The 23,636-nt window shown below is 60.7% G+C and carries 25 protein-coding genes; 12 read left to right on the forward strand and 13 right to left on the reverse strand.

All coding sequences use genetic code 11. The features are described 5' to 3' along the window. The first annotated feature begins 33 nt into the window (after nt 1-33). A complete protein-coding gene (gene cysB / locus QRN46_RS12440) occupies nt 34-1,008 on the forward strand; it encodes an HTH-type transcriptional regulator CysB (RefSeq protein ID WP_003183769.1) in 975 nt (324 codons plus the stop codon). An 8-nt stretch (nt 1,009-1,016) separates the two neighbouring features. On the opposite strand, the gene QRN46_RS12445 is transcribed toward cysB, so the two are convergent. Both QRN46_RS12445 and QRN46_RS12450 read right to left on the reverse strand, forming a co-directional pair. Further along, nucleotides 1,017-1,499: a GreA/GreB family elongation factor gene (locus QRN46_RS12445; protein WP_285354912.1), complete on the reverse strand. Its 483-nt coding sequence runs from the start codon at nt 1,497-1,499 to the stop codon at nt 1,017-1,019. A 2-nt stretch (nt 1,500-1,501) separates the two neighbouring features. After that, nucleotides 1,502-1,909, reverse strand: a complete 408-nt coding sequence (locus QRN46_RS12450; RefSeq protein ID WP_285354914.1) for a hypothetical protein — start codon at nt 1,907-1,909, stop codon at nt 1,502-1,504. 124 nt (nt 1,910-2,033) lie between these two features. On the opposite strand from QRN46_RS12450, the gene earP reads away from it, so the two are divergent. Further along, nucleotides 2,034-3,176 (forward strand): elongation factor P maturation arginine rhamnosyltransferase EarP, encoded by a 1,143-nt coding sequence (earP, locus tag QRN46_RS12455; RefSeq protein ID WP_285354916.1) that lies wholly within the window; start codon nt 2,034-2,036, stop codon nt 3,174-3,176. A gap of 48 nt (nt 3,177-3,224) precedes the next feature. Further along, complete coding sequence (locus tag QRN46_RS12460) at nt 3,225-3,794, forward strand: elongation factor P (protein ID WP_007955690.1); 570 nt, start codon at nt 3,225-3,227, stop codon at nt 3,792-3,794. A gap of 65 nt (nt 3,795-3,859) precedes the next feature. Here the strand turns inward: QRN46_RS12460 and QRN46_RS12465 are convergent, their stop codons facing one another. The 4 genes from QRN46_RS12465 to QRN46_RS12480 all read right to left on the reverse strand — a co-directional run bounded on the left by QRN46_RS12465 (nt 3,860) and on the right by QRN46_RS12480 (nt 7,105). Continuing rightward, nucleotides 3,860-4,873: an alpha/beta hydrolase gene (locus QRN46_RS12465; protein WP_085607156.1), complete on the reverse strand. Its 1,014-nt coding sequence runs from the start codon at nt 4,871-4,873 to the stop codon at nt 3,860-3,862. Between the two features lie 33 nt (nt 4,874-4,906). Beyond that, nucleotides 4,907-5,326, reverse strand: coding sequence for an organic hydroperoxide resistance protein (locus tag QRN46_RS12470; protein ID WP_034155242.1), 420 nt, complete (start codon nt 5,324-5,326; stop codon nt 4,907-4,909). A 274-nt stretch (nt 5,327-5,600) separates the two neighbouring features. Next, entirely contained in the window at nt 5,601-6,065 is a 465-nt protein-coding gene (locus QRN46_RS12475; protein WP_285354924.1) for a MarR family winged helix-turn-helix transcriptional regulator, read from the reverse strand. Between the two features lie 83 nt (nt 6,066-6,148). After that, nucleotides 6,149-7,105: a LysR family transcriptional regulator gene (locus QRN46_RS12480; RefSeq protein ID WP_285354926.1), complete on the reverse strand. Its 957-nt coding sequence runs from the start codon at nt 7,103-7,105 to the stop codon at nt 6,149-6,151. Between the two features lie 112 nt (nt 7,106-7,217). On the opposite strand from QRN46_RS12480, the gene QRN46_RS12485 reads away from it, so the two are divergent. Then, complete coding sequence (locus QRN46_RS12485; RefSeq protein ID WP_085744971.1) at nt 7,218-7,967, forward strand: sulfite exporter TauE/SafE family protein; 750 nt, start codon at nt 7,218-7,220, stop codon at nt 7,965-7,967. On the opposite strand, the gene QRN46_RS12490 is transcribed toward QRN46_RS12485, so the two are convergent. Further along, nucleotides 7,957-8,811 carry a LysR substrate-binding domain-containing protein gene (locus tag QRN46_RS12490; protein ID WP_170844876.1) on the reverse strand — a complete coding sequence of 285 codons (855 nt, stop codon included), beginning with the start codon at nt 8,809-8,811 and terminating at the stop codon, nt 7,957-7,959. The two genes, QRN46_RS12485 and QRN46_RS12490, sit on opposite strands and share 11 nt — an antisense overlap. 97 nt (nt 8,812-8,908) lie before the next feature. Here QRN46_RS12490 and QRN46_RS12495 point away from each other — a divergent pair, with 97 nt between their 5' ends. Next, nucleotides 8,909-9,124: a DUF1127 domain-containing protein gene (locus QRN46_RS12495; protein WP_007955702.1), complete on the forward strand. Its 216-nt coding sequence runs from the start codon at nt 8,909-8,911 to the stop codon at nt 9,122-9,124. A gap of 64 nt (nt 9,125-9,188) precedes the next feature. Further along, a complete protein-coding gene (locus QRN46_RS12500) occupies nt 9,189-10,409 on the forward strand; it encodes a winged helix-turn-helix domain-containing protein (protein WP_285354931.1) in 1,221 nt (406 codons plus the stop codon). 17 nt (nt 10,410-10,426) lie between these two features. Here the strand turns inward: QRN46_RS12500 and QRN46_RS12505 are convergent, their stop codons facing one another. Then, nucleotides 10,427-11,773, reverse strand: coding sequence for a class II 3-deoxy-7-phosphoheptulonate synthase (locus tag QRN46_RS12505; RefSeq protein WP_285354933.1), 1,347 nt, complete (start codon nt 11,771-11,773; stop codon nt 10,427-10,429). Nucleotides 11,774-11,923: 150 nt separating this feature from the next. Between QRN46_RS12505 and QRN46_RS12510 the strand changes: the two genes are divergently transcribed. Continuing rightward, a complete protein-coding gene (locus tag QRN46_RS12510; RefSeq protein ID WP_007955705.1) occupies nt 11,924-12,679 on the forward strand; it encodes a spermidine synthase in 756 nt (251 codons plus the stop codon). A gap of 3 nt (nt 12,680-12,682) precedes the next feature. On the opposite strand, the gene QRN46_RS12515 is transcribed toward QRN46_RS12510, so the two are convergent. Continuing rightward, nucleotides 12,683-13,474: a crotonase/enoyl-CoA hydratase family protein gene (locus tag QRN46_RS12515; RefSeq protein ID WP_285354936.1), complete on the reverse strand. Its 792-nt coding sequence runs from the start codon at nt 13,472-13,474 to the stop codon at nt 12,683-12,685. A gap of 422 nt (nt 13,475-13,896) precedes the next feature. On the opposite strand from QRN46_RS12515, the gene QRN46_RS12520 reads away from it, so the two are divergent. Next, nucleotides 13,897-15,570, forward strand: coding sequence for a DEAD/DEAH box helicase (locus QRN46_RS12520; RefSeq protein ID WP_285354938.1), 1,674 nt, complete (start codon nt 13,897-13,899; stop codon nt 15,568-15,570). A gap of 76 nt (nt 15,571-15,646) precedes the next feature. On the opposite strand, the gene QRN46_RS12525 is transcribed toward QRN46_RS12520, so the two are convergent. Then, nucleotides 15,647-16,414, reverse strand: a complete 768-nt coding sequence (locus tag QRN46_RS12525; RefSeq protein WP_285354940.1) for a DODA-type extradiol aromatic ring-opening family dioxygenase — start codon at nt 16,412-16,414, stop codon at nt 15,647-15,649. A gap of 102 nt (nt 16,415-16,516) precedes the next feature. Between QRN46_RS12525 and QRN46_RS12530 the strand changes: the two genes are divergently transcribed. Continuing rightward, a complete protein-coding gene (locus QRN46_RS12530; protein ID WP_011335293.1) occupies nt 16,517-17,170 on the forward strand; it encodes a thiopurine S-methyltransferase in 654 nt (217 codons plus the stop codon). Nucleotides 17,171-17,229: 59 nt separating this feature from the next. On the opposite strand, the gene htpX is transcribed toward QRN46_RS12530, so the two are convergent. Next, a complete protein-coding gene (gene htpX / locus QRN46_RS12535) occupies nt 17,230-18,117 on the reverse strand; it encodes a protease HtpX (protein ID WP_011335292.1) in 888 nt (295 codons plus the stop codon). Between the two features lie 304 nt (nt 18,118-18,421). Beyond that, entirely contained in the window at nt 18,422-19,633 is a 1,212-nt protein-coding gene (locus QRN46_RS12540; RefSeq protein WP_007955711.1) for a pyridoxal phosphate-dependent aminotransferase, read from the reverse strand. 225 nt (nt 19,634-19,858) lie between these two features. On the opposite strand from QRN46_RS12540, the gene msrB reads away from it, so the two are divergent. The 3 genes from msrB to QRN46_RS12555 all read left to right on the forward strand — a co-directional run bounded on the left by msrB (nt 19,859) and on the right by QRN46_RS12555 (nt 21,300). After that, nucleotides 19,859-20,254 (forward strand): peptide-methionine (R)-S-oxide reductase MsrB, encoded by a 396-nt coding sequence (gene msrB / locus QRN46_RS12545; RefSeq protein WP_011335291.1) that lies wholly within the window; start codon nt 19,859-19,861, stop codon nt 20,252-20,254. Nucleotides 20,255-20,356: 102 nt separating this feature from the next. Further along, a complete protein-coding gene (locus tag QRN46_RS12550) occupies nt 20,357-20,842 on the forward strand; it encodes a glutathione peroxidase (protein WP_011335290.1) in 486 nt (161 codons plus the stop codon). Then, on the forward strand, nt 20,839-21,300 hold the full coding sequence (locus tag QRN46_RS12555) for a MarR family winged helix-turn-helix transcriptional regulator (protein WP_285354946.1): 462 nt from the start codon (nt 20,839-20,841) through the stop codon (nt 21,298-21,300). Before QRN46_RS12550 ends, QRN46_RS12555 begins: the two co-directional genes overlap by 4 nt. On the opposite strand, the gene QRN46_RS12560 is transcribed toward QRN46_RS12555, so the two are convergent. Continuing rightward, on the reverse strand, nt 21,284-23,605 hold the full coding sequence (locus tag QRN46_RS12560; RefSeq protein WP_201815711.1) for a hybrid sensor histidine kinase/response regulator: 2,322 nt from the start codon (nt 23,603-23,605) through the stop codon (nt 21,284-21,286). The genes QRN46_RS12555 and QRN46_RS12560 overlap by 17 nt on opposite strands. Nucleotides 23,606-23,636: the final 31 nt, after the last annotated feature.

Raw genomic sequence — 23,636 nt, forward strand, 5'->3', positions numbered from 1 at the left:
GCCCGTGGCGTCTACCTGCTTTGAGGGATTCATATGAAGCTTCAACAACTGCGCTACATCTGGGAAGTGGCGCACCACGACCTCAACGTTTCCGCTACAGCCCAAAGCCTCTACACCTCGCAACCGGGCATCAGTAAACAGATCCGTCTGCTGGAAGACGAACTGGGCGTCGAAGTGTTCGCCCGCAGCGGCAAGCACTTGACCCGCGTCACTCCGGCCGGCGAGCGTATCATCACCACTGCCGGTGAGATTCTGCGCAAGGTCGAAAGCATCAAGCAGATCGCCCAGGAATTCTCCAACGAGAAGAAAGGCACCCTGTCGATCGCCACCACCCATACCCAGGCACGTTATGCACTGCCGCCGGTGATCAGCAATTTCATCAAGCAATATCCGGACGTGGCGCTGCACATGCACCAGGGTTCGCCGATGCAGATCGCCGAAATGGCCGCTGACGGCACCGTCGATTTCGCCATCGCCACCGAAGCGCTGGAGCTGTTCGGCGATCTGGTGATGATGCCGTGCTATCGCTGGAACCGTTGCGTGGTCGTGCCTCAGGGCCACCCGCTGACCAAGCTGCCGAAACTGACCCTCGAAGCGCTGGCCGAATACCCGATCGTGACTTACGTGTTCGGTTTCACCGGCCGTTCGAAACTCGACGAAGCCTTCAGCCATCGCGGCCTGACGCCGAAAGTGGTGTTCACCGCTGCCGACGCCGACGTGATCAAAACCTACGTGCGTCTGGGCCTGGGTGTCGGCATCGTGGCAAAAATGGCGGTCGACACCAAACTGGATAACGATCTGGTGGTGCTCGATGCCAGCGAACTGTTCGAGTCCAGCGTGACCAAGATCGGTTTCCGTCGCGGCACCTTCCTGCGCGGCTTCATGTGCGACTTCATCGAGAAGTTTGCGCCGCACCTGACCCGCGAGGTCATGGCCAAGGCCATTCAGTGCCACAACAAGCAGGAACTGGAAGAACTGTTCGATGGTGTCGAACTGCCCGTCCATTAAGTCCCCGTCTACAGCACCTCGGTGACAGCAAACTGTTGCCGGGTGCCCGCCACCAGAATCTCCACCTCGTCCCCCTCGAACTTGCCCAGCAGGCTTTTGCCCAGCGGTGAGCGCGGGGTGATGACGGTAATCGGCTGACCCACCACGTCGACTTTCACGCCCGCCGCATCCGGCGCCAGAAACAGCCATTGCTCGCGACCCTTTTCGTCTTCCAGACCGAACAGGGCGCCGACTTCAATCCCTCGCTGATCGTCATACGCGCGCAGCGTCAGGTTCTGGCACAGCGCCAGTGACTGACGAATCTCCTCGACCCGTTTCGCCTGTCCCGCCGCCAGGTACGACGCCTCGAGCCCCAGGGTGTCGTACTTGTTTTCGGCGATGTTCTCTTCGTGGGTCGCGGTTTCGTAAGCGGTCAGCGCCGCGCGTTCGGCGATGTCGAGGTCGACGCGCAGCTTGTCGAGAATCAGTTGGTGAACCGTCTGTTTATTCATGATCAATCGCAAAATTGCAGGACATTGGCGCGGCTTTTTTCGCTCGGGGCCGTCTGATCCTGTTGTAGCCAGAACTGGCATTTGGGGTTCGACAGATTACGTGTGCTGCCACGGGCCTGATCCAGACGTGCCTGTTGCTCGTTTTTGCGCAGGTTTTCTTCGTACTGTTCGAACAGCGGGCTATGCGGCGGAATGTCCGGCACCGCTCGAGCGGCGGGTGGATTGGCCAGTTGCTGCACGGCCTGGGCAACCGGCGCCAGTTGTTCATTGAAGAAAAAGCGTGAAGCGAGCCAGCACGTCATCGCGATAGCCAGAAAACCCAGCCACAGACCCAGGGCAATGCTACCGGTCAACTGCAGCGCGCTAAGCTGAACAGGCAAGGGACGACGCGGGTTGGGACGATAGGGCATGGCTGCCTCCTGGCGGATGAATGCGGGCGAACGGCGATTGTCGCACGAAGATTAATTGTCGTCGGCTCTTCTGCATTGAGACATTTATGCGGACAATCGGCGCTTTTGCCAACGGGAGCCTTGAATGCCGCCACTGAACACCCGCTGGGACATTTTTTGTACGGTCGTCGACAACTACGGCGACATCGGCGTGACCTGGCGTCTGGCCCGGCAACTGGTCAGCGAACATGCAATGACAGTGCGACTGTGGGTCGATGACCTGCGCGCTTTCGAACGCATTTGTCCCGAAATCGACATCGGCCTCGATCAGCAATGGCAGCAGGGCGTCGAAGTCCGGCACTGGCCAGCCGAGTGGCAGGAGGCCGATGCGGCCGACGTGGTGATCGCTGCGTTTGCCTGCCAGTTGCCAAGCGTCTACATGGACGCCATGGCCGCAAGGGAAGAACCGCCGTTGTGGATGAACCTCGACTATCTCAGCGCCGAAGACTGGGTGGTCGGTTGCCACGGACTGCCGTCGGTGAAGTACAAGTCGGTGCAGAAGTACTTTTTCTTTCCGGGGTTTCAGCCTGGAACTGGCGGCTTGTTGCGTGAAAGGGGTTTGCTGGAGCGGCGTCAGCAGTTTCAGCAGGATCCCAAGGTGCAGCGACAATTCTTGCACGGTCTGGGGATCGTTCCTGCTCCCGATGCGCAACTGATCTCGCTGTTTGCCTACGAGAATGCCGGACTCGCCAGTTGGCTGGATGTGCTCGCGGCGGACGCTACGCCTACCCATCTGCTGGTGCCGGAAGGACGGATTCTCGGCGATGTCGCCCGTTGGCTTGGAGTCGAGTCGCTGGCGGTCGGTGCAATGCACGTTCGTCAGTCGCTGACCGTGCAGGTGCTGCCGTTCGTCCGTCAGGATCAATACGATCAATTGCTCTGGTGCTGCGATTTCAACGCGGTGCGCGGTGAGGACTCGTTTGTCCGGGCGCAATGGGCGGGACGGCCGATGCTGTGGCACATCTATCAGCAGGACGAAGACATCCATCTCGACAAGCTCGACGCCTTCCTTGCGCTCTACACAAAACGCCTTTCGCCTGCTGCCGCCGAGGCGATGAACGGTCTCTGGCGTGCCTGGAGTGCCGGGCAGCCTATCGGCGACCACTGGCTCGAGGCCCGCAAACACTGGCCCGAACTGCAGGAAAATGCCCGCGCGTGGTGTCTGGAACAGGCCTTGCAGGCGGATCTTGCGACGGCGCTGGTACAGTTTTACCGAAATTGGATATGATACGCGGCCTAGATTTTTGTAAATCCCATCCAAATTCGGATATTCGCAATGAAAACTGGTAAAGAACTCAAACCCGGTACCGTGATCCGTATCGACAACGATCCTTGGCTGGTTCAGAAAGCTGAATTCACCAAATCGGGCCGTAACAGCGCGATCATGAAGACCAAGCTGAAGAACCTGCTGACCGGTTACAAGACCGAAACCGTTTACGGTGCGGACGACAAGCTGGACGACGTGATCCTGGACCGCAAAGAAGCGACCCTGTCCTTCATCAGCGGTGACTCCTACACGTTCATGGACACCACCGACTACACCATGTACGAGCTGAACGCCGAAGACATCGAAAGCGTTCTGCCATTCGTGGAAGAAGGCATGACCGACGTTTGCGAAGCCGTATTCTTCGAAGGCCGTCTGGTTTCCGTAGAGCTGCCGACCACCATCGTGCGTCAGGTCGACTACACCGAAGGTTCCGCTCGCGGCGACACTTCCGGCAAGGTGATGAAGCCTGCCAAGCTGAAGAACGGTACCGAGCTGTCGGTTGCTGACTTCATCGAAATCGGCGACATGATCGAGATCGATACCCGCGAAGGCGGTTCCTACAAAGGCCGTGCCAAATAAGCACTGCTTTTTGAGGAAAGAAAAAGCCCGACCATCGAGTCGGGCTTTTTTGTGCCTGATGAAAGTTACTTTTTCAGGTGCTGCTTCAGTTCTTCCGAGGCCTGCAGCATCGCCGAACGTACCGCCGGTACCTGGCTGACCACGTTGAGCAAACCGTAGTCGTGGATCATGCCGTTGTAGCGCACCGAGGTCACCGGCACGCCGGCTTCGTCGAGTTTGCGGGCGTAGGCTTCACCTTCGTCACGCAGTACGTCGGCCCCCGCAGTCTGGACCAGTGCAGGCGGCAGACCTTTCAACTGCGCGGTGGTTGCGCGCAACGGCGAGGCGTAGATCTCGTTCCGCTGGTTGGCGTCGGTGGTGTAGTTGTCCCAGAACCACTTCATCATGTTGCGGGTGAGGAAGTGCCCTTCGGCGTACTGGTTATACGAACCGGTATCGAAATTGGCATCGGTCACCGGCCACAGCAGCACCTGGAATTTGATCGCCGGGGTGCCTTTGTCTTTGGCCATCAAGGCGACGACTGCCGCCATGTTGCCGCCGACGCTGTTGCCCGCCACCGCCAGACGCTTGCCGTCGACGTTGATCTCTTTGCCGTGTTCGGCCACCCATTTGGTTGCCGCGTAAGCCTGGTTGATCGCCACCGGGTAATGCGCTTCGGGCGAAGGGGTGTAATTGACGAACACCGCCGCCGCACCCGAGCCGACCACCAGATCCCGCACCAGACGTTCGTGGGTCGGGAAATCCCCCAGCACCCAGCCGCCGCCGTGGAAGAACATGAACACCGGCAGCTCGCCTTTGACCCCGGCCGGCCGGACGATGGTCAGGCTCAACGGTTGGCCATCGACCTGGATGGTTTTCTCGCTGACGTCCGCTTTAGGCAGCGTCAGTTTGACCCCCGACTGCGCGCCCGTCAGCACGGCGCGGGCATCCTTGGGCGTCAGCTGTTCCATCGGTTTGCCGGTGCCGGCATTCAACACATCGAGGAACGCCTGGGTGTTGTGTTCAACCTCCCCGGCAAATGCGCTGTGGATGGACAAGGCGAGAAGGGTACCGGTCAAGACTTTGCTGAAAGTGTTCATGTTCATTTCCTGTACGGGCCTGAGTGTCAGTGATTACACGGTGACGTGCAGACGCACATCGACGTTGCCACGGGTGGCGTTGGAGTACGGGCAGACCTGGTGGGCTGCGTCGACCAGGCTTTGTGCGTCAGCCTGTTCCAGACCCGGCAGGCTGATGTGCAGGTCGATGTCCAGACCGAAACCACCAGGAATCTGACCGATGCCGACGTGAGCAGTGATCGAGGCGTCGTCCGGGATTTTGCGTTTGGTCTGGCTGGCAACGAATTTCAGGGCGCCGATGAAGCAGGCCGAGTAGCCGGCGGCGAACAGTTGCTCAGGGTTGGTAGCCGCGCCACCGGCACCGCCGAGTTCCTTCGGGGTGGCCAGTTTGACGTCGAGGATGTTGTCGCTGGAGATCGCACGACCGTCACGGCCGCCAGTGGAGGTTGCGATTGCGGTGTAGAGAGTTTGCATGGTGTGAGCCTCATCAAGTGTGGTTTGTTGCGCTAATTGTTTGCGCGCTAAGTAGGTGCGGAGTAAATGTACTTCGCTAATATTTAGTGCGCAAGATAAATTTTTGAAGAAAGCGCGAATCGATACTTGGATCGGGCAGGGTCGTGATCTCAAGCTTTTGATATAGAAGGTTTTTTTGAATGTAAAACGAGAGGAAAAAATTTTTCGGGGATCAGCGGGGAGGGTGCGATACGCCTGCAGGCGCAAGGCTGCGCCCACAGGGAAGGAGGGAGTCTTAAGCGAGGCTGTCCTGCAAATGACCACGCAAGGCCTGCAACTCGGCTTGCAGATTTTGCAGGCGCTCCAACGTGAAGCCGCTGGCCCCCAGGATGCATTGCGGCACGGTTCGGGCCTTGTCTTTCAAGGCGCGTCCCTGGGCAGTCAGTTCAACGATCACCACACGCTCATCTTCCCGGCTGCGGGTTCGGCTGAGCAAACCTTCACCTTCCAGCCGCTTGAGCAACGGAGTCAGCGAGCCCGGATCGGTCAGCAGGCGCGTGCTGATTTCTCCGACGGTCAAACCATCCTTCTCCCACAGCACCATCATCGCCAGATACTGCGGATACGTCAGCCCAAGCGCTTGCAGCAGCGGCTTGTAGACCTTGGTCATCATCAGCGAAGTGGAATGCAGGGCGAAGCAGGCCTGATTGTCGAGCAGCAGGTCTTCGCAAAGATCGGTGGTGTCGCGGTCGGTGGTCATGTCGGTGCCTTGAACGGTAATGCAGATGAATCTAGCGCTCGAATCTTTAATGCGCCAGACAATTGTGCCCGGTGGCGAATCGTTCAGTGCCGGCCCAACTCCCGCTGCAATGCCAGATCCCACGGCGGTACGGGGCTGAACCGGGTCTTGAGGTATTCCAGCAGCAGGCGGCTGCGGGAGCTGGCCTGTTGCTCCAATCGCAGCGCATAGATGCCGGTGCTTTCCGGTTTTGGCAGGCCGTTTTCACAGAACAGCGGCAGCAATTCGCCGCGCAACAGGTATTCGCTGGCCAGCCAGGTCGGCAGATGCGCGATCCCGAGTCCCGCAAGCGCGCCGCAGACCAACGCCTCGGCGTTGTTGGCGCTCATGCGCACCCGCGCCGGGCGGTGCAGTTGCATTTGCCCGTTCTGTTCGAAGCGCCAAGCGAAGGGTGGAGCGAGGCCGTCCCAATCGAGGCCGTCATGCTCGCTCAAGTGCGCGGGTTCACTCGGCACGCCCCGACGCTTGAGATAGTCGGGGCTGGCGCAAGCGATGCGTACCATGCTCGCCAACGGTGTGGCGACCAACCGGGTGTCAGCCATTTGCCCGGCGCGCAACACCAGATCGACCTTGCCCAGGTTCGAACCGTCCATATCGACAAAGCTGTCGATCAGATGCAGTTGCACGTCGAGCCCCGGATACAGCACCAGAAAATCGGCAATCACCGGCGCCAGATGCCGCCGCCCGAACGCCGCCGGCGCATCCACCCGAATCAGGCCTTCCGGAGCGCTGCTCAGGGACACCGCTTCAGCCCGGGCCAGTTGCAACTCGGCCACAATCCGCCGCGCCCGTTCGGCAAATGCCAGACCCGCCGGTGTGGCGCGCACCGCGTGAGTGCTGCGGATAAACAACTGGCTGCCGACAGCGCTTTCCAGACTGTCGATACGCCGGGCAACGGCGGAGGGCGTCAGCGGATGTCGGCGCGAGGCGGCGGAAAAACTGCCACTCTCCAGCACATCGAGAAACAGCCCGAGTTGTTCGGTCAATTGATTGGGATTCATGAATCGGCTCAGTGCCTATGCGGATTTGGCACAGCCATTGTGCGTTGCTGTGCGTTTCCGTGCCAGCGCCGACTGCGTAGGATGAGTTGCCTGACGTATGAGGAATTCTGCTGTGATCGAGTTTTTGCTGTACCTGTTGTTTGGCGCCGCCCTCGGCACTCTGGGTGGGATCTTCGGCATCGGTGGTGGCTTGATCGCCATTCCGCTGCTGGGCGTGTGGTTCGGGCTTGATCAGCAAATCGCCCAAGGCACGGCGCTGGTGATGGTGGTGCCGAACGTGATGCTGGCGCTGTGGCGTTATCACCAGCGCAACCGCATCGAACTCCGCCATGCGTTGCCGCTGGCGGTGATGGGATTCTGCTTTGCCTGGATCGGCTCGATCTGGGCCGTGGGCATCGACGCGCAGACCATGCGTATCGGTTTTGTCGCGTTCCTTGTGGCGTTGTCGGCCTACAACCTGGTGCGCATGTTCGGCGCGCGTCCGGCAGCGACGTCGGAGATGCGTTATTCATGGCCGTGGCTGGGCGTGCTCGGTGCGGCGTCGGGCACCATGGGCGGTTTGTTCGGTGTCGGCGGGGCGGTGGTGGCAACGCCGGTGCTGACCAGCCTGTTCGGTACCACTCAGGTGGTCGCTCAAGGCCTGTCGCTGGCGCTGGCATTGCCGAGCACCGGTGTCACGCTGGTGACGTATGCGGTGCACCACGAAGTGGACTGGATGATCGGCCTGCCGCTGGCCATCGGCGGTCTGGCCAGCATCAGTTGGGGCGTGAAAGTGGCCCACGCGATGCCGGAAAAACTCCTGCGTGGGCTGTTCTGCGGGTTCCTGGTGCTTTGCGCGGTGATGCTCGCCTTTAAAGTTTGAAGCCTTCGACGATGTGCTCGGCCAGGCATTCGGTGATCGGCGAGGGATTGTTGAGGTTGCGGATCAGCATGATGCTGGCCTCGGGCAGCAGCGGCAGATTTTCGGCATCTCCAAGAATCCGCATGTCGGGGGTAATCAGGCTTTCCAGCTGCGCGGTGATCGCCAGGCCGGCGCTCACCACCGCCATCAATGCCGACAGGCTGGTGCTGTTGTAGGCGATCCGGTATTCGCGGCCCATAGCGTCCAGCGCATTGCAGGCCCACAGGCGACAGAAGCAATCACTGTTGAACATTGCCAGTGGCAACGGCGTCTGCTCGTGGGCGCTGAAGTTCTGCGCCTCGGCCCAGACGAAGCGCTCCTTGCGCAGCAGTTGGCCGATCTCGTTTCCTGGCTCGCGGGTGACGATCGACAGATCCAGGTCCGTGCGTTGCAGCAATTGCTTGGTCGACTCGCAGTGCACTTCGATCTGTATCAGCGGATAGAACTGGGCGAAGCGCGACAGGATCCCCGGCAAGAACCGCATCACGTAATCGTCCGGCGTACCGATCCGCACCGTGCCGACCATGTGCGGCTCGCGCAGGGTGTTGAACACTTCGCTGTGCAATTTCAGGATGCGCCGCGCGTAGCCAAGCAACACCTGGCCTTCGGCGGTCAGGCGCACCTGACGCCCGTCGCGCTCGAACAACTGGCGCTGCAACACGTCCTCTTCCAGACGCTTCATTTGCATGCTCACCGCCGATTGGGTGCGGTTGACCATTTCGCCGGCACGGGTAAAACCGCCCTGATCGGCAATCGCGACAAAGGTGCGCAGAACATCGGTATCGATACTGGGGTACGCCGACAATTGATGAATCTCCGTGATGCATGCCATCAGAAACATTCGTTGGATTGATCGTAGCGCCGGCGCGAGACTTGAGCCATCCCTAAAGGAGGGCAACACGATGAAAGGTCAAAAACTGTATGTGAGCGATGAAAGAGTGCCGGTCCATCTGATTTCCGATCTGCTGCACAAGTTTAGCCGCTGGTACGAACTTCACCGCGAACGCGAGTTGCTTGCCAGTCTGAGCGACGAAGCGTTGAAGGACATCGGGGTCAGCCGTGCCGATGTCGAACATGAGTCGGTGCGGCCGTTCTGGGACGATCCGATGCATAAATGATGAGGCCATCGCTACACAAACCCCTTTGTAGTGAGGTAGGTTGCGAGCAGACATGGAGGTACACATGCCCGCGACATTGTCCTTTTCCCTTAAACAGGCTCGACGTCTGGCACTGGCTGCCCAAGGGTTTCACGGGCGCCAGCCGCCGGCTGTCAAGGCGATGCACATCAACCGGCTGATCGAACGCCTCGGCCTGTTGCAGATCGACTCCGTCAACGCCGTGGTGCGCTCGCACTACCTGTCGCTGTTTTCCCGTCTCGGTTCCTATTCTGCTGACTTGCTCAATCAGGCTGCCTGGAGTTCGGGGCGACGTCGTTCGCTGTTCGAATACTGGGGCCATGAAGCGTCGTTGCTGCCGCTGTCGATGTACCCGCTGATGGGCTGGCGCATGCAGCGGGCCAAACGCGGTGAAGACATTTATCAGCAACTGGCGCGGTTCGGCCGCGAGCAACAGGACACCATTCGCCGGGTGCTGGCGTCGGTCGAAGAGCAGGGCGCACTGGGCGCCGGCAGCCTGTCGACCCGCGAGGAAAAGGCCGGGCCGTGGTGGGACTGGAGCGCGGAAAAACATGCGCTGGAATGGTTGTTTGCCGCTGGCGAAGTGACTGTCGCCGGGCGCCGTGGTTTCGAGCGATTGTATGACTTGCCGGAACGGGTGATTCCGGCTTCCGTGCTGCAACAGCCATTGCCCGACGAGGCTGGGGCGCAGCGCGGTTTGCTGCTGCATGCAGTGCAGGCACTGGGTGTCGGCACGGAAAAAGACCTGCGTGATTACTTCAGACTGAATCCTTCCGATGCCCGCCCGCGTCTGGCCGAACTGGTCGAGGACGGGCAACTGCTGACCTGCGAAGTCGCCGGTTGGCGCCAGATCGCTTATTGCCTGCCCGAGCCGAAAATCCCGCGCAAGGTCGAGGCCAGTGCATTGCTGTCGCCGTTCGATTCACTGATCTGGGAGCGCAGCCGCACCGAGCGGCTGTTCGATTTCCGTTATCGGCTGGAGATTTACACGCCGCAGGATAAACGCGTTTTCGGCTATTACGTGTTGCCGTTCCTGCACAACGAGCGGATTGCCGCGCGGGTTGACCTGCGCGCCGAACGGGCGGCGGGGCGACTGGCCGTGCATGCGGTGCACGAGGAAGAAACCGGACTGGATGACGCGGGGATGTTGGCGCTGGCGCTGAACCTGCGGCGCATGGCGGACTGGCTGGGGCTTGAGCAGGTGCAGCTCAATTGTCAGCGGGAAAGTGCAGGGAGGTTGCGGATGGCGCTGGCTCAAATTGACTGAGCCCGCGCCATCGCAATTCAGCGTTTGACCTGTTTCAACGTCTCGGCAATCAAGAACGCCAGTTCCAGCGACTGATCGGCATTCATCCGTGGGTCGCAGTGAGTGTGATAGCGATCCGACAAGCCATCTTCAGTGATCGGCCGCGCGCCACCGATGCACTCGGTGACGTTCTGCCCGGTCATCTCGATGTGGATGCCGCCAGCGTAGCTGCCTTCAGCCTCGTGAACCTGGAAGAACTGCTTCACCTCGCCAAGGATCTGCGCGAAGTCGCGAGTCTTGTAGCCGCTGCTGGCCTTGATGGTGTTGCCATGCATCGGGTCGGAACTCCACAGCACCTGCTTGCCTTCACGTTGCACCGCACGGATCAGCGCCGGCAGGTGAACGCCGACCTTGTTCGCGCCCATTCGCGCGATCAGGTTGAGGCGGCCCGGATCGTTGTCCGGGTTGAGCACGTCGATCAGGCGGATCAGATCGTCGGGGTTCATGCTCGGGCCGACTTTGACACCGATCGGATTGTTCACCCCGCGCAGGAATTCGACGTGGGCGCCGTCGAGCTGACGGGTGCGGTCGCCGATCCACAGCATGTGCGCCGAGCAATCGTAGTAATCGTTGGTCAGGCTGTCGCGGCGCACGAAGGCTTCTTCGTAGTTCAGCAGCAGCGCTTCGTGGGCGGTGAAGAAACTGGTCTCGCGCAGTTGCGGCGAGCTGTCCATGCCGCAGGCGCGCATAAAGGCCAGGGTTTCATCGATGCGGTCGGCGAGGTGGCTGTACTTCTCCGCCAGCGCCGAGTTGGCGATGAAATCGAGGTTCCACTTGTGCACCTGATGCAGGTCGGCAAAACCGCCCTGGGCGAAAGCGCGCAGCAGGTTGAGGGTGGCGGTGGACTGGTGATAGGACTGCAGCAGACGCTCCGGATCCGGTACGCGGCTGGCGGCGTCGAAACCGATGCCGTTGACGATGTCGCCCCGGTAGGCCGGCAGGGTCACGCCGTCGATGGTTTCGTCGTTGGCCGAGCGCGGCTTGGCGAACTGGCCGGCCATGCGCCCGACCTTGACCACCGGGCAACCGGCAGCGAAGGTCATGACGATCGCCATTTGCAGCAACACTTTAAAGGTGTCGCGAATCTTCGCGGCGGAGAACTCGGCGAAGCTTTCCGCGCAGTCGCCGCCTTGCAGCAGGAACGCCCGGCCCTGGGTGACTTCGGCGAACTGACGGCGCAGCTCGCGCGCTTCGCCGGCAAACACCAGCGGCGGGTAGCTGGCCAGCGTCTGCTCGACCTGGCGCAGATGCGCGGCATCGGGGTATTGGGGTTGTTGCTGGATCGGCAGGGCGCGCCAGCTGTCAGGGCTCCAGGGTTGGCTCATCACGGTCTCTAAGGTTCTACGCACGGACGGCCATGTTAGCAGCAATTAGTGCGTGACCTGCTCCCGCCGCTTCGCCGACAATCGCCGCTTTGCCACGGCACCATAGCGGTGCCATCGCGTCACCGCGCCCGGTGACCACCAGGAGACGAAATGACTGAGGAGCGCGTCGAGCTGTTGCTCGCCGAGGTACAGGATGAGTTCGGCGTGATTCGCGTGCTGGAGGTGGCCGACTACCGCTTTCTGGAGTTCGGCGATGCGATCGAGCAAAGCTGTGTGTTCACCGCCGACCCGAGCTGGCTGGAGTATGACTACACCCGGGCGATGCTGATCGGCGCGTTGTGCCACGAGCAACCGGAGAGCGCGCTGTTTCTCGGGCTGGGCGCGGGGACGCTGACCCAGGCCTGCCTCAAGTTCCTGCCGCTGGAAGATGTCGAAGCCATCGAGCTGCGCCCTGACGTACCGCGTCTGGCCATCGAATACCTCGGGCTGGATGACGATCCGCGGCTGTACATTCGCGTCGGTGATGCTCTCGAACTGCTGCCGACGGCAGAACCGGCGGATCTGATCTTCGTCGACCTGTACACCGATGTCGGCCCCGGCGCCGGGCACCTTGCGTGGAATTTCCTCGGTGACTGTCAGAAACGTCTGAATCCCGGTGGCTGGCTGGTGATCAACCAATGGGCCACCGATGATGGCAAACCCTTGGGCGCGGCGCTGCTGCGCGGGCTCTATCACCGGCATTACTGGGAGCTGCCGGTGAAGGAGGGCAACGTGATTCTGATCGTGCCGGCGGATCTCGATCAGGTGCTGGACATGCAGGCGCTGACCGCCCGGGCTGAAGCGCTGGCGCCTAAGCTGGGCTACTCGTTGCAGACGTTGATCAACTGCATACGTCCGGCGACCTGATCTTCAAAGGCCTTTGAAAACGCCGGGCCTGCGCTCCACCAGCGAGCGCACGCCTTCCTTGGCATCTTCGGTGGCCAGCAACTTCTTCACCAGCGGCGGCAAGCTTTTAGCCGCCGCAGTCTCACCTTCATAGCGCGCCTGACGCGCCGACATCAGCGTTGCCTGCACGCCCAACGGCGCCTGCCGGGCGATGCGTTCGGCCAGTTCGATGGCGCGCGGCAGCAGATCCTCGCTGGCCATGACTTCCTGCACCAGACCCAGACGTAACGCATCATGGGCATCGAATTCATCACCGGTCAGCAACCAGCGCATGGCATTGCCCCAGCCGGCAATCTGATGGAAACGCAACGTCGCACCACCAAACGGAAAGATTCCACGCTGCACTTCCATCTGGGCGAAGCGGGTGTTGCTGGCACACAGGTTGATGTCGGCGGCGAGCATCAACTCGATGCCGATGGTCAGGCAGTAACCCTGCGCAGCGACGATCACCGGTTTGCTGACCCGTGGTCCGACGAAAACGCCGCACGGATCGCAACCGCCGGGCGGCACCTGCCAGCCTTGGGCGAGGGCAGAACTGGCGTTGACCAGATCGAGCCCCGCGGTGAAATGCTCGCCATGCCCGAACACCACCGCCACCCGTGCGTTACTGTCGGCCTCGAATTCGCCATAGGCCAGGGCCAGGTCGTTGAGCAGGTCTAGGTCGAAGGCGTTGCGCTTGGCAGCGCGGTCCAGACCGATCAAATGCACATGACCGTGGCGCGCACGGCTCACGCGGCCGGGGCAGGGCTGATTCATGGGTGTTTCCTCGCAGGGGAAGAAAGGGTGCAGCGACCAGATGCCGCACGTCGGTGAATCGTTTAAGCGCCATCGCCCGCAGGGCCGGGCCCTTTGAAAAATAGACCTTTGCCCGATTATCCGCAAAACCCCGTTACACAGCGGTGACAACTGCATTTCGCCGATAAAAAAAGCTCCCTTTTTAGGCAAATTCCGGTATAGTGCGCGCCGGCCTTTAACCGGGCCGCGTTTAGGTAGCGCAATTCCCCGAAGTCAGCTTCGGCTGCACGTCCGCACTGCGGGCTCTTCCTTGACGATTCTTTTTCATTCATTCGTTTTCGCAAATCCCCGCCGACAAAGCTGCCAGGGCGACTCTTGAGTCTCAACACGGCATGTGCAGCTTTGGAGCATGGGTCTTTGCGGATGCACTTAGAGGCAGACCCATGACCCAGGAAATCGGCGGCTTCGCCGCTCTTGAACTTCATCCCAATATTGTCGCTGCAGTAGTCGCTACCGGCTATGAAGAGCCTTCGGCCATTCAGCAGCAGTCGATCCCGATCATCCTCGCCGGTCACGATATGATTGGTCAGGCGCAAACCGGTACCGGTAAAACCGCTGCCTTTGCCCTGCCTATCCTGCACCGCATTGATCCGTCCAAGCGCGAGCCGCAAGCTCTGATCCTGGCCCCAACTCGTGAGTTGGCGCTACAAGTTGCAACCGCTTTCGAAACCTACGCCAAGCAAATGCCGGGCGTGACTGTTGTGGCTGTCTACGGCGGCGCGCCGATGGGCCCACAATTGAAAGCAATCCGTAATGGCGCACAGATCGTTGTCGCCACTCCGGGCCGTCTGTGCGACCACCTGCGTCGCGACGAAAAAGTGCTGCAGACCGTGAACCACCTGGTTCTCGACGAAGCAGACGAAATGCTCAAACTGGGCTTCATGGACGACCTCGAAGTGATCTTCAAGGCCATGCCGGAAACCCGTCAGACCGTATTGTTCTCGGCGACCCTGCCGCAATCGATCCGTGCCATCGCCGAGCGTCACCTGCGCGATCCAAAGCACGTGAAGATCCAGAGCAAGACCCAGACCGTTACCGCGATCGAACAGGCTCACCTGTTGGTTCACGCTGACCAGAAGACCTCTGCCGTTCTCAGCTTGCTGGAAGTGGAAGATTTCGACGCTCTGATCATGTTCGTGCGCACCAAGCAAGCGACCCTGGATCTGGCCAGCGCCCTCGACGCCAAAGGCTACAAAGCCGCCGCGCTGAACGGCGACATCGCCCAGAACCAGCGTGAGCGCGTGATCGACTCGCTGAAAGATGGCCGTCTGGACATCGTTGTGGCGACCGACGTAGCCGCCCGTGGTCTGGACGTTCCACGCATCACCCACGTGTTCAACGTGGACATGCCGTACGATCCGGAATCCTACGTGCACCGTATCGGCCGTACCGGCCGTGCCGGTCGCGAAGGCCGCGCGCTGCTGCTGGTGACGCCGCGTGAGCGCCGCATGCTGCAGGTGATCGAGCGTGTGACCGGTCAGAAAGTTGCTGAAGTGCGTCTGCCGGACGCCCAGGCCGTTCTCGATGCTCGCATCAAGAAACTGACCAACAGCCTGTCGCCGCTGGTGGCTGACGCCGAATCGACTCACGGTGATCTGCTGGATCGCCTGACCGCTGATATCGGTTGCACCCCACGCGCCCTGGCTGCCGCACTGCTGCGCAAGGCCACCAATGGTCAGGCGCTGAACCTGGCAGCGATCGAGAAGGAACGTCCACTGGTGCCGAACAGCACGCCACGTGGCGACCGTCCTGAGCGTTCCGGTGATCGTCCGGACCGTGGTGACCGCGAGCGTCGTGCTCCGATGCCACTGGGCGAAGGCCGTGCACGTTGCCGTACCGCGCTGGGCGCGCGTGACGGTATCGCGGCGAAAAACCTGCTGGGCGCCATCCTCAACGAAGGTGGTCTGGCACGTGAAGCCATCGGTCGCATCCAGGTGCGTGACAGCTTCAGCCTCGTCGAGCTGCCGGAAGATGGTCTGGACAAACTCCTGACCAAGCTGAAGGACACTCGCGTTGCCGGCAAGCAGCTGAAACTGCGTCGCTACCGCGAAGATTGATCCGCCTCTGGGCTGATTGATCGAACATAAAAAATCCCCGACTGGTTCGGGGATTTTTTTGCCTGCGATTTGGGCATTAGCCGAAGCGGTAGATGTCCATGCCCAGCGCGCCCATGGTGAAGCCTTGATGGGCAATGCTGAAGTCGCCGCCGGCACCTTGGGCGAAGTAAAGCGGCAGCAGATGTTCATCACTTGGATGGCTGCGCACGGCGTTCGGTGCCTGCTGGCGGTAATCGTGCAATGCGGCTTCGTCGTTGGCAGCCAGTTTGTCGACAATCCAATCGCGGAAATCCCGGGCCCACGGCTCGACGCTTTCCGGGCCGGCGTGCCAGTCCAGTTCTCGCAGGTTGTGGGTGATGCTGCCGGAGCCGATCAACAGAATGCCCTGTTCGCGCAGTCTGGCCAGCGCCTGGCCGACGCGGTTCTGCAACGCCGGGCCGCCACGGCTGGGCAGGGAAACCTGAACCACCGGGATATCGGCCTGCGGGTACATCAGCGACAGCGGCACCCACACGCCGTGATCGAACGGTCGTTGCGGGTCGAGGCGCGCCGGCAGGTTGTTGGCAGTCAACAGGTCGGCAACCTCGCGGGCCAGTTGCGGATTGCCCGGGGCCGGATATTGCACTTCAAACAGCGCGCGAGGGAAACCGCCGAAGTCGTGCCAGGTTTCCGGTTGCGGATGGCTGCTGACCAGCAGTTCATGGCTTTCCCAATGGGCGGAAACGATGATGATGGCTTTCGGGCGTGGCAGTTCGGCCGCCAGCCGCGCCAGTGCCGGGCCACTGGCGCCGGGCTCCAGCGCCAGCATGGGCGAGCCGTGGGAGATAAACAGGCTGGGAAACATGGAAGGGTTCCTGAGCGTTAAGATGGCTCATCTTCAGTCAGTTCATTGATCTAATTCCAATATAAGTTTTAACGCCTTTTGATCGAATTCCTGGGAGGATGCATGCAGCCGGAGTTTTGGCACAAGAAGTGGGAATCGAACCAGATCGGCTTTCACCAGCTTGAGGTGAACCCGTATTTGCAGCGGCACTGGCCCGATCTGGCCATCCCGGTGCAGGCGCGTGTGTTGGTGCCGTTGTGCGGTAAAAGTCTGGATCTGCTGTGGCTCGCCGGCCGTGGTCATCAGGTGCTGGGCGTCGAGCTTTCGGAAAAGGCAGTGGAAGACTTTTTCCATGAGCAGCAATTGCAGCCGCAGGTGAGCGAGCAGGGCGACTTCAAGGTTTATCGCGCCGACGCGGTCGAGTTGTGGTGCGGGGATTTCTTCTCGCTGACGATGGCTGACGTGGCGGGTTGCACCGCGTTGTATGACCGTGCGGCAGTGATTGCCTTGCCGCCAGCGATGCGCGAGCGTTATGCGGCGCATCTGCAGAGCATTCTGCCGGCGTGTCGAGGGCTGTTGGTGACGCTGGATTATGACCAGTCGCAGATGCCAGGGCCGCCATTTTCCGTAGACGATGCCGAAGTGCAGCGTTTGCTGGGCAGTGTCTGGCGCGTCGAGATGCTGGAGCAGCAGGATGTACTCGGTGACAGCTGGAAGTTCGTGCAGGCCGGCGTAACCCGGCTTGAGGAACGGGTTTACCGGATTCGCGGGGTGTAAACGACAGGCAAAAAAAGGCCCGCATCACTGCGGGCCTTTTCATTGGTGCGCCGGTTTGATCAACCGCGACGACGCAGGGCGTCGATACGCTCTTCCAGCGGCGGGTGGCTCATGAACATGCGGGCGAACCCTTGTTTGATGCCACCGTTGATGCCGAAGGCGTTCAGGGTGTCCGGCATGTGCACCGGCAGGCCCTGTTCGGCGCGCAGGCGTTGCAATGCGTTGATCATCGCGCCGGTACCGGCCAGGCGGGCACCGGCATCGTCGGCACGGAACTCGCGCTTGCGCGAGAACCACATCACGATCGCGCTGGCCAGAATGCCCAGTACCAGTTCGGCGAAGATGGTCGCGATGTAGTAGGCCATGCCCTGGCCTTCTTCGTTCTTGAAGATCACCTTGTCGACGAAGTTGCCGATGATCCGCGCGAAGAACATCACGAAGGTGTTCACCACGCCCTGGATCAGTGCCAGGGTAACCATGTCGCCATTGGCCACGTGACCGATCTCGTGAGCCAGCACGGCCCGCACTTCGTCTTCCTTGAAGCGTTCGAGCAAGCCCTGGCTGACCGCAACCAGTGCGTCGTTCTTGTTCCAGCCGGTAGCGAAGGCGTTCGCTTCGTAGGCCGGGAAAATCCCGACTTCGGGCATCTTGATTCCGGCTTCCCGGGACAGTTGCTCGACGGTTTGCAGCAGCCATTGCTCGTGACGAGTGCGTGGCTGGGTGATGATCTGGGTGCCGGTGCTCATCTTCGCCATCCACTTGGAGATGAACAGCGAGAACAGGGAACCGGCAAAACCAAAGACTGCACAGAAAACCAGCAGCTGACTGAGGTTGAGATCAACCCCGTTGGCCGCCATGAACCCGTTGAAGCCAAAAAGGCTCAGGGTGATGCTGGCTATCAGCACGACCGCCAGGTTAGTGGCCAAAAACAGCAGGATGCGCATCATGGTTGTAGAAGTCTCCTCAAGCTAAAGATGTAGCGTACTGCGGGGTATATAAGGTGCGGCACCTGGCGATTCAACCGAGTGACTATTTCAAACTGTGTCCTACACCGGATTTGCCGGGCTATGGGACATTTCCCACTTCTAAATCCGGTATGGATGACAGGCACGCGCCACCCGGTCTCATTGCGTCAGGCACGCATGATTCGTATGAGTCGCAAGTGTAGAAGGTGCTGGAGTAGGGGCGCAGCAGAAGTGTTGCTGAATCAGACAGTGCGCAACGTTCGGGCCGTTGCGCACTGAGCGCCGGTTACTGGCGGTAGGACTTGAGGAAGTTGCCGATGCGACCGATGGCCATGTCCAGGTCATCGACCCGCGGCAGGGTGACCACGCGGAAGTGGTCAGGCCACGGCCAGTTGAACGCCGTGCCCTGCACCACCAGCAGCTTCTCGGAGAGCAGCAGGTCGAGCACGAATTTCTCGTCGTTGTGGATCGGGCAGACTTTCGGGTCGATCTTCGGGAACGCGTACAGTGCGCCCATCGGCTTCACGCAGCTAACGCCGGGAATGTCGTTGAGCAGCTCCCAGGTGCGGTTGCGCTGTTCCAGCAGGCGACCTTGCGGCAGTACCAGATCGTTGATGCTCTGATAGCCACCCAGGGCGGTCTGGATCGCATGCTGGCTCGGCACGTTGGCGCACAGGCGCATGTTGGCCAGCATGTCGATGCCTTCGATGTAGCTGTGAGCGTTGTGTTTCGGCCCGGAAATGGCGATCCAGCCGGAACGGAAACCCGCCACGCGATACGACTTGGACAGGCCGTTGAAGGTCAGGCACAGCAGGTCCGGGGCCAGCGAAGCGGTGCAGATGTGCACGGCGTCGTCGTAAAGAATCTTGTCGTAGATTTCGTCGGAGAACACCACCAGATTGTGCTGGCGAGCCAGTTCGAGCATGCCCAACAGCACTTCCTTCGAATACACCGCGCCGGTCGGGTTGTTCGGGTTGATGATCACCATCGCCTTGGTGTTCGGGGTGATCTTGGCCTTGATGTCGGCCAGGTCCGGGAACCAGTCGGCGCCCTCGTCGCACAGGTAATGCACAGCGTTACCGCCGGCCAGGCTCACGGCTGCGGTCCACAGCGGGTAGTCTGGCGCCGGCACCAGCACTTCGTCACCGTTGTTGAGCAGTGCCTGCAGCGACATCACGATCAGCTCGGACACGCCGTTGCCCAGATAGATGTCTTCGATGCCGACACCTTCGACCTGCTTCTGCTGGTAGTACTGCATCACCGCCTTGCGCGCGCTGAACAGGCCTTTGGAATCGCTGTAGCCCTGGGCGGTCGGCAGGTTGCGGATCACATCCTGGAGAATTTCGTCTGGCGCTTCGAAACCAAAGGGTGCCGGGTTGCCGATGTTCAGCTTGAGGATGCGATGGCCTTCCTCTTCCAGGCGTTTGGCGTGCTTGAGCACCGGGCCGCGAATGTCGTAGCAGACGTTGGCGAGCTTGTTCGATTTGCTGAACTGCATGGCGATGTGATCCCGAAAATGAACGATCCAGGCGGCGGGTGGACAACCGTGCTGGGAATCCTGCGTCTTCACACAGGCAAGTGTCTCGAGCGGCGGTTTCCAACAATCCGTTTGAATGCGCAGGAACCCGCTGCCAGACTGGCGTGTGACGAGGCGCAATCATACGTGCCGCCCGATCCGTGGAAAAGGTACAGATCGGGCTTTTTCAGCCGCTGAGGTGTGATGATGGAAAAGATTGAAAAGACCCTGGAAGAATGGCGGGCGATGCTCGACCCCGAGCAGTTCAACGTGTGCCGCCTGAGCGCCACCGAGCGACCGTTCTCCGGCAAGTACAACGCCACCAAGACCGATGGCGTCTACCACTGCATCTGCTGCAACGAACCGCTGTTCGACTCCAAGACCAAATTCGACTCCGGCTGCGGCTGGCCAAGCTTCTACGCGCCGATCGGCGACAACGCCATGACCGAAATCCGTGACACCAGCCACGGCATGATTCGCACCGAAGTGAAATGCGCCAAGTGCGATGCGCACCTTGGCCACGTCTTCCCTGACGGCCCGCCGCCGACCGGCCTGCGTTACTGCATCAACTCGGTGTGCCTGGACCTGGTGCCGCGCGAGTAGTCGATACGGGCGATCCACGGGTCGCCTTTCGAATAATTAAATTGCACGCAATTCAATTGCTCGCTATTTTTGCCGTCTATCCATTTTTCAAGAGTGCGCACCATGAGCGATAACCTGCTGAATATTCCGTGCACCACCATCAAGGGCGAGCAGAAGACCCTCGCCGATTTCGCCGGCAAGGCGGTGCTGGTGGTTAATACCGCCAGCAAATGCGGTTTCACTCCGCAGTACAAAGGCCTTGAGGAACTGTGGCAGACCTACAAGGATCAGGGCCTGGTGGTGCTGGGTTTTCCGTGCAATCAGTTCGGCAAGCAGGAGCCGGGCAACGAAGGCGCCATCAGCGAGTTCTGCGAGCTGAACTACGGTGTCAGCTTCCCGCTGTTCAAGAAGATCGAAGTCAACGGTACTGGCGCGCATCCACTGTTCGTGCAGTTGAAGAAGCGCGCGCCGGGCGTGCTGGGCTCCCAGGGCATCAAGTGGAACTTCACCAAATTCCTGATCGGCAAGGACGGCCAGTTGGTCAAGCGCTTCGCCCCGGCCACCAAGCCGCAGGATCTGAGCCGTGAGATCGAAGCCCTGCTCAAATGAACAACCTGTCCGCCGATTCGCTGAAACTCGACAGTCAGCTGTGCTTCAAGTTGTACGCCGCGTCGCGGGCGGTGATCCGTGCCTACAAACCGATGCTCGATCAGCTCGGCCTGACCTATCCGCAATATCTGGCAATGCTGGTGTTGTGGGAATGGCAGCAAACTGCGCCGGAGCAACCGACAGTCAAGGCGCTGGGTGAGCGTCTGGCACTGGACTCAGGCACGCTGACGCCGCTGCTCAAGCGATTGGAGCAACTGCAACTGGTTCAGCGTCAGCGCTCGGCCCGGGACGAGCGTGAAGTTCATCTGAGCCTTACGCGGCAAGGGCAGGCGCTGCGTGAACAGGTCGGGCCGTTGAAGGCGCGGCTGTTGTGCGACAGCGGGGTTGATCTGGACCGGCTCAATGACTTGCGCGACGGTCTCGATCACCTGCTGGGGCAGATCAAAGCACTGTCGTAGTCGGAATCCACTGGTCCAGCAGCGCCGCCAATTCTTCACGACGGAACGGCTTGGCCAGATAGTCGCTCATGCCCGCCGCCCGGCAACGTTCGCGCTCCTCGGACATGGCGTTGGCGGTCAGGGCGACGATCGGCAGATGCGGCCAGCGTCCGCTTTGACGAATCTGGCGGCTGGCTTCGTAACCGTCCATCACCGGCATGTTGCAGTCCATCAGTACCAGATCGAACTCGTCGTGTTCCAACTGATCCAGCGCCTCCACGCCATGGGCGGCAACCACCACATCGCAGCCGAGTTTGCCCAGCATGCCCTTGGCCACCAGTTGATTGACCGGGTTGTCCTCCACCAGCAGTACCCGACCGCGCCGCTGCGACGGCACGCTTTCGAGGCGTGCGCGGTCGATGGTGGTGAGGTCCGGCTGCAGTGTCCGACGCAGATTCTGATACAGCGCGTTGCGGGCCAGCGGTCGAGCCTGCTGCTGCAATGGGGCAAGGGCAGTGGCTTCTTCACCCGGCATGAAACTGCCATAAGCCGTCACCAGCAGAATCGGCGCCGTCATCGCCGGACGCAGACCGAACAGGCATTCGGGGCAATCGGTGATGATGACGTCGGGGGACAGGCCGAGCAGCGGGTCGTCGAGGGTTCGCTGTTCGTAGGTCAGCCCCCAGACCGGCAGCAGGCTTTCCAGCAGCTCCGCCAGCCCGCTGACCGCGTTGGTGATCGCCAGCACCTTTCCGTGCAACGGGGGTGGAATCACCGCGCGGGTGTGGCAGGGCAGTGGCAGCTCAGCGCAGAACTGACTGCCGAAACCCACTTCGGAACTGATGGTCAGACGCCCCTGCATGGCTTCGCACAGGTTATAGGTCAGTGCCAGACCGAGCCCGGTGCCGCCGTACTGGCGAGTGATCCCGGCACCCGCCTGGGTAAACGGCTGGAAAATCTTCACCTGCGCTTCCTGGGCGATGCCGATGCCGGTGTCGCAGACCTCGATCCGGACGCCGTCCTTCCAGGTGGACAAACGCACATCGACCCGGCCGAAACGAGTGAATTTCAGGGCATTGGACAGCAGGTTGCTGACGATTTGCCTGACCCGGGTCGGATCGCCAAGCACCAGCGCCGGGAAGTGCGGATCGATCAGGCAGGTCAGTTCCACACTCGGCGCCGCGTTTTGCGACAGCAGGTTGGCAGTGTCTTCGATCAGTGAGCCGAGATCGAAGGGAATGTGTTCGAGCTCCAGCTGCCCGGCATCGAATTTGGACAGGTCGAGAATGTCGTTGAGCAATTCCACCAATACCTTGCCGGAGTCGTGGGCGATGGACAGTTGTTGCTGCTGTTCGGCGTTGAGCGGACCATCGAGCGACAGAGCGATCATTCCCAGCAAGCCGTTGAGCGGGGTACGGATCTCATGGCTCATGTTGGCGAGGAATGCCGAGCGAGCCTCGGCCATGTCCAGTGCCGTACTACGGGCCACTTCCAGTTCCTGGTTGGACTGGCTGAGTCGCGCGTTGATCGCCTTGAGCTCGGCGGTACGCGCCGAGACGATGTCTTCGAGTTGTGCGAGGTAGTCGGTGAGACGGTTTTCCGCATTGCGCCGTTGCTGGATTTCCGTGGCGATGTTCTCGAACTGCTGATTGGCAACTTTGACCAGCACGCCGATCTCGTCATTGGCGTGCCCGCCCGGACATTCCAGGGTGGTCGGCTCGGCACTGCGCGGGTCGCGGCCGCTGAGTTCACGGATCACTCGCACCAGGGGTTTGGTCAGCATCACGTAGAACAGCGCGAGCAGGATCCCGGTCAGGATCAGGCTGCGGGCGAAACCGTTGAGCAGCGTGACTTCCGCGCGGCGCAGAAAGCGGCTGCCAAAGGCGAAGGTATCGACTTCCAGGCTCAGGGTGCCGAGGGATTCGTTGGGCAAGTGATCGAGATAAAGACGGTCTTCGAACTGACGTTTGGCGCCAAACAGGAAGTCGCTGATCATCCGGTAGCCGCTTTGCAGCTCCGGACGTTTGACGCTGGCCAATACGGTCTGGTTGTTATCGGTGAGTCTTGCAGAAATGATGGCCGGCGAGCGCAGCAGGCCCAGGGTCAGCTCCTGCGCCAGTTCGGCATCGATGTTGTAGGCGATGCGTGAGGCCGGGTTATGGCTGATTTCCAGCAAAGACAGGATTTCACGGTTGATGGACGCGTCTTCACTGGCATAATCGATGCCGATTTGCAGCAGGCTGAGCAGCGTGCCCAGAATGAACCCGACCAGCACGGTAAGCCGCGCCTGTTTGTACGACAGCCGGTGGGTGAATTTGATATCCATGGGGTGTTGAACCACTTCCGTTTCCCTTCGC

The sequence above is a fragment of the Pseudomonas sp. lyk4-R2A-10 genome (assembly GCF_030209075.1).
Classification (GTDB): Bacteria; Pseudomonadota; Gammaproteobacteria; order Pseudomonadales; family Pseudomonadaceae; genus Aquipseudomonas; species Aquipseudomonas glycinae.